Origin of the sequence: Nonomuraea sp. NPDC049709, assembly GCF_040674815.1 — a bacterium.
In the GTDB taxonomy this organism is placed as follows: Bacteria; Actinomycetota; Actinomycetes; order Streptosporangiales; family Streptosporangiaceae; genus Nonomuraea.
This window is the reverse complement of record NZ_JBFANM010000116.1, coordinates 22502-29310: the sequence shown is the minus strand read 5'-3', so window position 1 is coordinate 29310 and position 6809 is coordinate 22502. Positions and strand designations below refer to the sequence as shown.

The 6809-nt window shown below is 68.9% G+C and carries 8 protein-coding genes; 5 read left to right on the top strand and 3 right to left on the bottom strand.

From position 1 onward, the window contains the following. The first annotated feature begins 308 nt into the window (after window positions 1-308). The 5 genes from AB0J69_RS56495 (at window position 309) to AB0J69_RS56475 (ending at window position 3684) form a co-directional block, all read left to right on the top strand. Window positions 309-1313 carry a DUF932 domain-containing protein gene (locus tag AB0J69_RS56495; protein ID WP_364136623.1) on the top strand — a complete coding sequence of 335 codons (1005 nt, stop codon included), beginning with the start codon at window positions 309-311 and terminating at the stop codon, window positions 1311-1313. Window positions 1314-1503: 190 nt separating this feature from the next. Then, window positions 1504-1962 (top strand): hypothetical protein, encoded by a 459-nt coding sequence (locus AB0J69_RS56490; RefSeq protein ID WP_364136621.1) that lies wholly within the window; start codon window positions 1504-1506, stop codon window positions 1960-1962. Between the two features lie 170 nt (window positions 1963-2132). Beyond that, complete coding sequence (locus AB0J69_RS56485) at window positions 2133-2744, top strand: hypothetical protein (protein ID WP_364136619.1); 612 nt, start codon at window positions 2133-2135, stop codon at window positions 2742-2744. Beyond that, on the top strand, window positions 2741-3250 hold the full coding sequence (locus tag AB0J69_RS56480) for a hypothetical protein (protein WP_364136617.1): 510 nt from the start codon (window positions 2741-2743) through the stop codon (window positions 3248-3250). The genes AB0J69_RS56485 and AB0J69_RS56480 overlap by 4 nt, the downstream gene beginning before the upstream one ends. After that, the gene (locus tag AB0J69_RS56475) at window positions 3247-3684 is read left to right on the top strand and encodes a hypothetical protein (protein WP_364136615.1); all 438 of its coding nucleotides are present in this window, start codon (window positions 3247-3249) and stop codon (window positions 3682-3684) included. Before AB0J69_RS56480 ends, AB0J69_RS56475 begins: the two co-directional genes overlap by 4 nt. Window positions 3685-3768: 84 nt before the next feature. On the opposite strand, the gene AB0J69_RS56470 is transcribed toward AB0J69_RS56475, so the two are convergent. The 3 genes from AB0J69_RS56470 to AB0J69_RS56460 form a co-directional block, all read right to left on the bottom strand. Next, the gene (locus AB0J69_RS56470) at window positions 3769-4533 is read right to left on the bottom strand and encodes a hypothetical protein (RefSeq protein WP_364136613.1); all 765 of its coding nucleotides are present in this window, start codon (window positions 4531-4533) and stop codon (window positions 3769-3771) included. Between the two features lie 236 nt (window positions 4534-4769). Further along, a complete protein-coding gene (locus tag AB0J69_RS56465) occupies window positions 4770-5750 on the bottom strand; it encodes a C40 family peptidase (RefSeq protein WP_364136611.1) in 981 nt (326 codons plus the stop codon). Beyond that, the gene (locus tag AB0J69_RS56460; RefSeq protein WP_364136609.1) at window positions 5747-6781 is read right to left on the bottom strand and encodes a replication-relaxation family protein; all 1035 of its coding nucleotides are present in this window, start codon (window positions 6779-6781) and stop codon (window positions 5747-5749) included. Before AB0J69_RS56460 ends, AB0J69_RS56465 begins: the two co-directional genes overlap by 4 nt. Window positions 6782-6809 lie beyond the last annotated feature (28 nt).

Below are 6809 nucleotides of genomic sequence, written 5' to 3'. Positions count from 1 at the left end.
GGGGGCGGGGGGGCCTCATTCGATCAGGTTTTGGGGGGGGCGGTTCGGGTCCCTGATCCCGCCCACGCCCCCCGGACCGGTAGCCGGGCCGGATCCCTCCACCGACCCGCCCGTGGCCGCACCCCCCACCCACCGCCATATATGGCCGCCACCGGCGGCCCCGGTCTGCCGCGCGGGCGGCAATACCGGCCTCCCGAGCACCGGCCCCCGGTCCGCACGGGCGGAGCCGGATCCCACAACACCGATCCGTCATCGCGTCTGTTTCGCATGTCCGCACGTCAGCACCACGCATCAGAAAGGCAACTGCCATGGCTCACGAAATCGAGATCTTCGCCAACGGTTCGGCCGGGTTCGCCGCCGCCGGTAAGCCGGGCTGGCACGGGCTCGGCTACACCGCGCCCGGCCCGATGACCGCCGAGGACCTGCTGTCCAACGCCCAGCTCGCCGGGTGGAACGTGCGCAAGGTGCCGGTCGGTCAGGTCACCGACCCCGTCACCGGGCTGCCGGTCGTCACGGACGAGGACTTCCTCGTGGTGCGCACCAACCCCGTCACCGGACAGCCCGAACGGCTCGGCCGTGTCGGTCGGGACTACCAGGTCCTGCAGAACGAGGACGTCACCGGATTTCTCCAGACCCTGGTGGACGAGTCAGGAGCGATCTTCGACACCGGCGGCTCGCTGAACGGCGGACGCCGGGTGTTCGTCACCATGCGCCTGCCCGAGCCGCTCATGGTCGGCGGGTTCGACCAGCTCGACCTGTACCTGGCGGCGTTCTCCCGGCATGACGGGTGGGGGGCGTTCGTCACCGTGGCGACCCCGGTCCGGGTGGTCTGCGCGAACACGGAACGCGCCGCGCTCGCTAACCACGCCTCGAAGTTCACCGTCCGGCATACCGGCAACGTGGCCGGGCGGATCGCCGAGGCGCGTGAGGCGCTGAGGCTGACCTGGAAGCACGGCGAGGCGTTCGCCGCCGAGGCCGAGAAGCTGCTCGCGGTGCCGATGGAGGTCAAGGAGTTCCGGCAGTTCGCCAACCGGCTGCACCCCCTTCCGGCCGACGCGAAGGAACTCGCGAAGCGGAATCACGACCTGACCATGCGGGAGCTGGAGTACCTGTTCGCGCAGGCCCCGACTCAGGAGCCGATCCGTAACACGCGGTGGGCGGCGTACAACGCGGTGACTGAGCGGCTGGACCACAAGAGCCCGGTATTCGGCAGCCGCGACGTGGCCACCGTGCGCGCTGAGCGGGCCCTGCTGGACGACCACGACAACGCCAAGCTCAAGGCCCGCGCGTTTCGGCTGCTAGCCACCGCTTAACCCGCCATCCCCGGCATCCGGTACGGGCCCCACACGGGGCCGTACCGGACACCACACCGACCACCCCCACCGCCCGCCCCGAATTCCCGGGGTTGCCCGAACGGCGAGGGCAGCGCCGAGACCCCGCAGCCGCAACCACGGCCGATACCGGCCCGCATAAGTCATCCACCGTTACCCCAAGGAGATCATCATGGGACGACTCGAAGACCTGGCCCTCCACTACGCCACCGCTGCCCGCCGGGAACTCGGCGAGGCTCTCAACCGCATCGCCTCCCTCGATGACGAGGGCACGCTGTACGACAGGGACCTCGGCCGGATCGCCTACGCCTACCAGCGGCTCACCTGGTGGCAGCAGGTCACCGACCTCACCCACGGCCGCGAAGAGCCGATCGACGGCGCGATCGCGCTGCTGGCCGTGCGGCAACGCGCGCAGGATCTGCTGATCAACGCCCGTCCGGTGCACAACGGCGGCTTGTTCGCCCTGGCCATGGCCGAATCCCGCCGAGGCGGTGCACGCGCCTTCCTCGACGCGACCGAGAAGCTTGCCGAGGCGCTGGCCTTCCCCGCCGATCACGACACCCGCCCGGCCGACCCCGCCCGGCCGACCACCACGACCGAGCAGGCCCCGCCCACGGAATCTCGCCCGTGACGGCGTGTACGGGGGTGCGTCCCACCGGCCCGCGCCCTGGGTTGCCCATGGTTCGCCTCACCGCCCGCGCCCTGCTCGGGCCGCGTGATGCCTCGGCCGTCAGCCGTACGGCCACCTCACGGCCCTCGCCTCGCACCGGTCCCTGTCACCCGACGAAAGGACAACGCCCGATGAATGACCGCTACCCGCCCGGCCCTCCGCCGGGGGAACCGCGCAGCACCCTTTCCGCCCGGGACGGCACCACATCCCCAGATGAGGCGGCGCGGCTCTCGTGCGAGCAGCTGACCGCCGAGAAGATCACCGCAGTCCGCCACACCTTCTACACGGCGGCAGCACGCGCGATCTTCACCTTGCAGAACGGGCAGCGGCTCACCGGTGAGCAGTCGTTCGCCGCCGCCCACGCCCAGGCAGCACGCACCTGGTGGGATCTCGTGGACGAGGAGATCACGGGCAAGAGCTTGACCTGCGATCACGCGCTACGGAGAGTGCGCTCCTGGGCCCGCCACTACCTCACCGGCGAGCCTCCAGCCGCCCGGCCGGGAACGCTGTTCGATCACGCCCTCGCCCACGCCGCCCGTATTGCCGCCCGCGACTTCCTCACCGACAGCGGCCACCTCCTCACCCAGCACCTCATCAATCAGGCAGCCACCCCGCCCACGGCCGCACCGGTCACCACGGACCTGCCTGCACCGACTGGCGGTAAGGCCATGACAGGCCAGCCGACCGTGCCAGCGCATTCCGGCGCTGGCGACACCCTCCAGAGGAAGGACACCCTGTCATGACCAACCCTCAGCGGCATGCCGCCACCGGCGCACCACCCGAAGGGGTCCCGGCCTCACTGCACGCGATCACCGAGCAGGTTCACCATAACTGTCAGCAGCACCTCGACGACATCGTCCGGTGTCTTGGCCGGGGCGAGCGGTTGAGCGCCGAGCAGATCTACGGCACCCTGCGCGCGCAGACCCTTAGTACCTGGTGGCGGCTGGTGACCCGGCATGTCGAGCGCACCGACGGCGGAGAGTCCCGCCCGGCCCAGTCCGTCGCCAGGTTCGTCTCCTGGATCACCCCCTACCTCGACGACCCCACCCCACCAGACCCCCGCCAGGCCATCGGAACACGCGGGCAGGACAACGAGCTGGAGCTCGCTCTGGTCCACCTCGACCACAGCCTCGCTCTCATCCGGCAAGGCGCCGCCCGTATCTTCCTCGCCCAAGCCGAGACGCTCGGGCCGGCCTGCCCGGCGGAGCAGTCTCCGACTGCCTCGCCCGGACAGGAGGCCACGGCATGACCTACCGAACCCCCACCGGCGAACCCTCTCCCGCCATCCCGGAGACCTCGACGGCGAGCAGCCACAAACCGAGCGAGCTGGACGGGTCGGGCGTGGAGTTCTTCCAGATGATGGCGTGGCGATGGAACATCACCGCCGCCAAGAAGATCACCCGGGGCCGGATGCCAGAAGGTCGGATCCAGCCCAGGGAATGGGCAGCCATGCTTCGATTGATCTCCATCGACACCGAGCATGCGGCCCAGGTGGATCTGTCCGAGCCGCTGATCGTGGCCCAGGTCCCGAACGGCGGCATGCTGATCATCGACGGCTGGCATCGCCTCTACAAGGCCGTGACCACATGCGTTCAAGAGCTGTTCGCGGTGGTGCTCACTGCGGAAGAGGAACTGGCCTGCCGGATGCATGGCGGGGAGAAGGGGCAGGGATACATCCGCTAGCGCCTGATCCGGTGGCGTAGGAGGCATGCCCCGTCCAGCACAAGGTTGGTGTGCTGGACGGGGCATACCCGCTGCACCACCGGATCACATCAGTGTGTCAGAGTCCCTTTCCGCGATCCGAAGATGCCCTCTTGCTTTGATCAGCGCGATCTTCTCCATCACGGCTTCGAACGTTGGGTTCTGGAGGACGTAGGGGGTTGGCCCGAAGTCGAGCGCGCTGACATACGCAGTGGGGTTCTCCGGTACCGGCTCGGGCTTGATCACCGTGACAAGAGGCCCCCCGCCGTCGGGGGCGTTGGCCGGGCGGGGATAGAGGGTGTGGCCAATGAGCCGGAGCACGGACTCGATAGGTAGCAGGTAGTCGATGAGGCTGGTCTCGTCGTCGTCTGACAGGGTGGGATCTTGAGGGCGGTTGCGATTGTGCAGGTCGACCTGCCCGGCCTGAGCGAGGTGGTCGTGAAGCCGTCCTTCCAGCCACCCAGCCTGGCTGCTGTTGAGCGTCTCATCCTCGTTGGATTCGTAGCGGATGAGCAGCGCCCGGTACCAGTGATCGCGATCCTTGAGCTGCTTCAGCACACGGTGGCGCAGGCCGGGGTTGGTGGCCTTGCCGACGTAGGCTCCCCACCGTCCCTGCGCGCCGGGGCGGTCAAGCAGGATGTAGGCGCCGGGGACGTTCCAACCTCGGTCGAGGCGGCTGGCGTGGTCCCGGTCGAGCAGCAGCATGCCGGCGACCTTGTGCTTGGCGCGGATCTTGATCGGGTTGTTGAGGTCGTAGGAGAGGCTGACGACGAGCTGGGACGGGGCGAACCGCATCGCGCACACGAGGCCCCTCCTCACCTGCAAGTTCATCGAGATCTTCTCGCACAGTATCGAGCAAATTTCTCTCCGTGACTACGGGGTTCTGCTAACCGAACGAGCAGCTCACCTGTCGGATAGGCATCACGGCGGTGCTGGAGGCCGACCTGGCTGGCGTTATGACAGCCTGGCCGGGCCGTCAGTCTGTGCGAACCGCCGTGGATAAGGGGGTCCGATGCGGACGCGCGAGCGGATGCCGTACGCGTCTACGTGGTGGCCGTGGCCTGCGATCAGCGTGGATCGGATTGGCTGGTGGCGGCGTGGGCGGGCGGCCGGGTGAAACCGATCAGGTCCTGCCGGTGATAGCTGTCGATCTTTACCACGGTACGCCGGTTGGGGGCGTGGATCATCTGGCCGCCTCCTAGGACCAGGCCGACATGTCCGGGGCCGTCTGCTTCCATGCGAAAGAAGACGAGGTCGCCTGGTTCCTCTTGCCCGGCTGGGATGGGCGGGCCGTGGCGCCACTGGTCGGCGGCGACGCGGGGGATGGTGATTCCGGCTGCTTGGTAGGCGCGCATGGTCAGCCCGGAGCAGTCGAAGGCGGCCGGTCCCTCAGCGCCCCACAGGTACGGTTTGCCCAGTTGGGCGTGCGCGTAGGCGAGTACGGCGGCGACCTGCTCGCCGGGGATGATCGGGACGCAGGTGCCGGTGAGGGCGTCGACAGTGTGTTGGGCGAAGGTCTCCCACAGGGCGTAGGCGTCGGGGCGGCCGGAGCGTTGGACGGCTTGGGCGGCTCGGGTGACCGGGAGCTGCTCCCAGCGGGACACCTTGACGAGGCGATCGTAGAACGTGCTGGTGGCGTAGCGGGGATCGAGGATCTGCTCGGGTGTTCCCCAGCCTCGCGAGGGGCGTTGTTGAAACAGGCCCAGGCTGTCGAGGTGGCCGTAGCGCAGGTTATGCAGGTGCGACTCCTGCAGGGCGGTGGCGACCGCGATGACGGCTGCCCGAGCGGGCAGGCCGCGCTCGGTCGCGACTTGGACGATGAGGGCGGCGTGCGTCTGCTGCTCGCTGTCCAAGGTGAGCGTGGAGGCCACGCCGGTCGATGTACTGGCCGCGACCGGCCCGCCCGTCGTGCTGCTCGTTGTCGCAGGCGTGATCGCGCAGGCCAGGCCGCCGGGTGTGCCGGAGCCGGTGAGGATGCTGGTGGCGGCTGCGATGAACGCGCAGATGATGAGCAGCAGGAGGGCGGCGCCGGCCGCGGCGGCCTTCATCTGCTCTCGGTCTCGTCCTCGGCGAAGATGCGGTCGAGGAGCGCGTCCTCGTGGTCGTCGGCGCTGGCTGGTTGCTCGGGGCTTTGGCCGAGGGCGAGGTGGGGCCAGCCCTGGTCGAGGTTGGCCAGCCGCATCCGTGTCTGCCCCGCCTCGGCGGGGACGGGTAGCCAGATGGGCCCGGCGGGGCCGTCGCCCTGAGTGGTGTGGACGGCGGTGGCGATCGGAAGGTCATGGTCGGTGAGGAGTCTGCGCAGGTTGGCTTCGCGGGTGGGGTTGGGCAGCCAGAACAGGACCGGGGTCGTGATGCGGGTGGCGTCGGTGAGGGTGCGGTAGTCGTGGAGTTTGTCGGCGACGCGTTTGAGGGTTTCGGTGCCGGTGTCGTGTTCGAGGAAGAAGTCGATCTGGTGGCCGTTGTCCGACCAGCAGCCGTAGGCGTCCGGGCGGGCCAGGTCGCTCCATTGTGTGGCGCACTGTCGTTCTGACAACCAGGCTCTCAAGGCGGCGTGCGAGGTGTGGCGGGCATGGCTGTGCAGGTGGGAGAAGAAGTCGTTGACGCCGACCTGGTGGCCCAGGCGTGAGGAGACGGCGACCGGGATCTCGGGGTTGTAGCCGAGTTCCTTGACGGTGATGCCCTGGCGGGCGGCCAGGGCGGCGGCTCCGGCTTTGCCGAGGGCCCAGTGGATGGGGGCCGAGCCTGCGCCGTAACCGGCCCAGGGCCGGAAGCGGGTGACGGCGTTGAGCTCGAACAGGATGGTCATGCGGGCGCGGGTGGCCTGGGCGATGGTGAAGAACATGCGCTGCAGCTGGTGGGTGGTCAGGACGCGGTGGCGGTACAGGTGATCGAGAATTTCGTAGTCGCGCTCGGTCAACCTGGCGGAGAGCAGCATCAACGCGGTGTGATCGAGCCGGGGCTGGGCGGCCGGGATGGGCTGGATGGTGAATCGGGGCAGCTTGCGAGCTGCCGCTCGGCGGGTGGCGGGCTGCTTGGCCGGCTGGCAAGTGTGGGAGCAGCCGCAGGGCTTGTCGGACATGGTGAACCTCCGTGACGTTGGTCGTGAT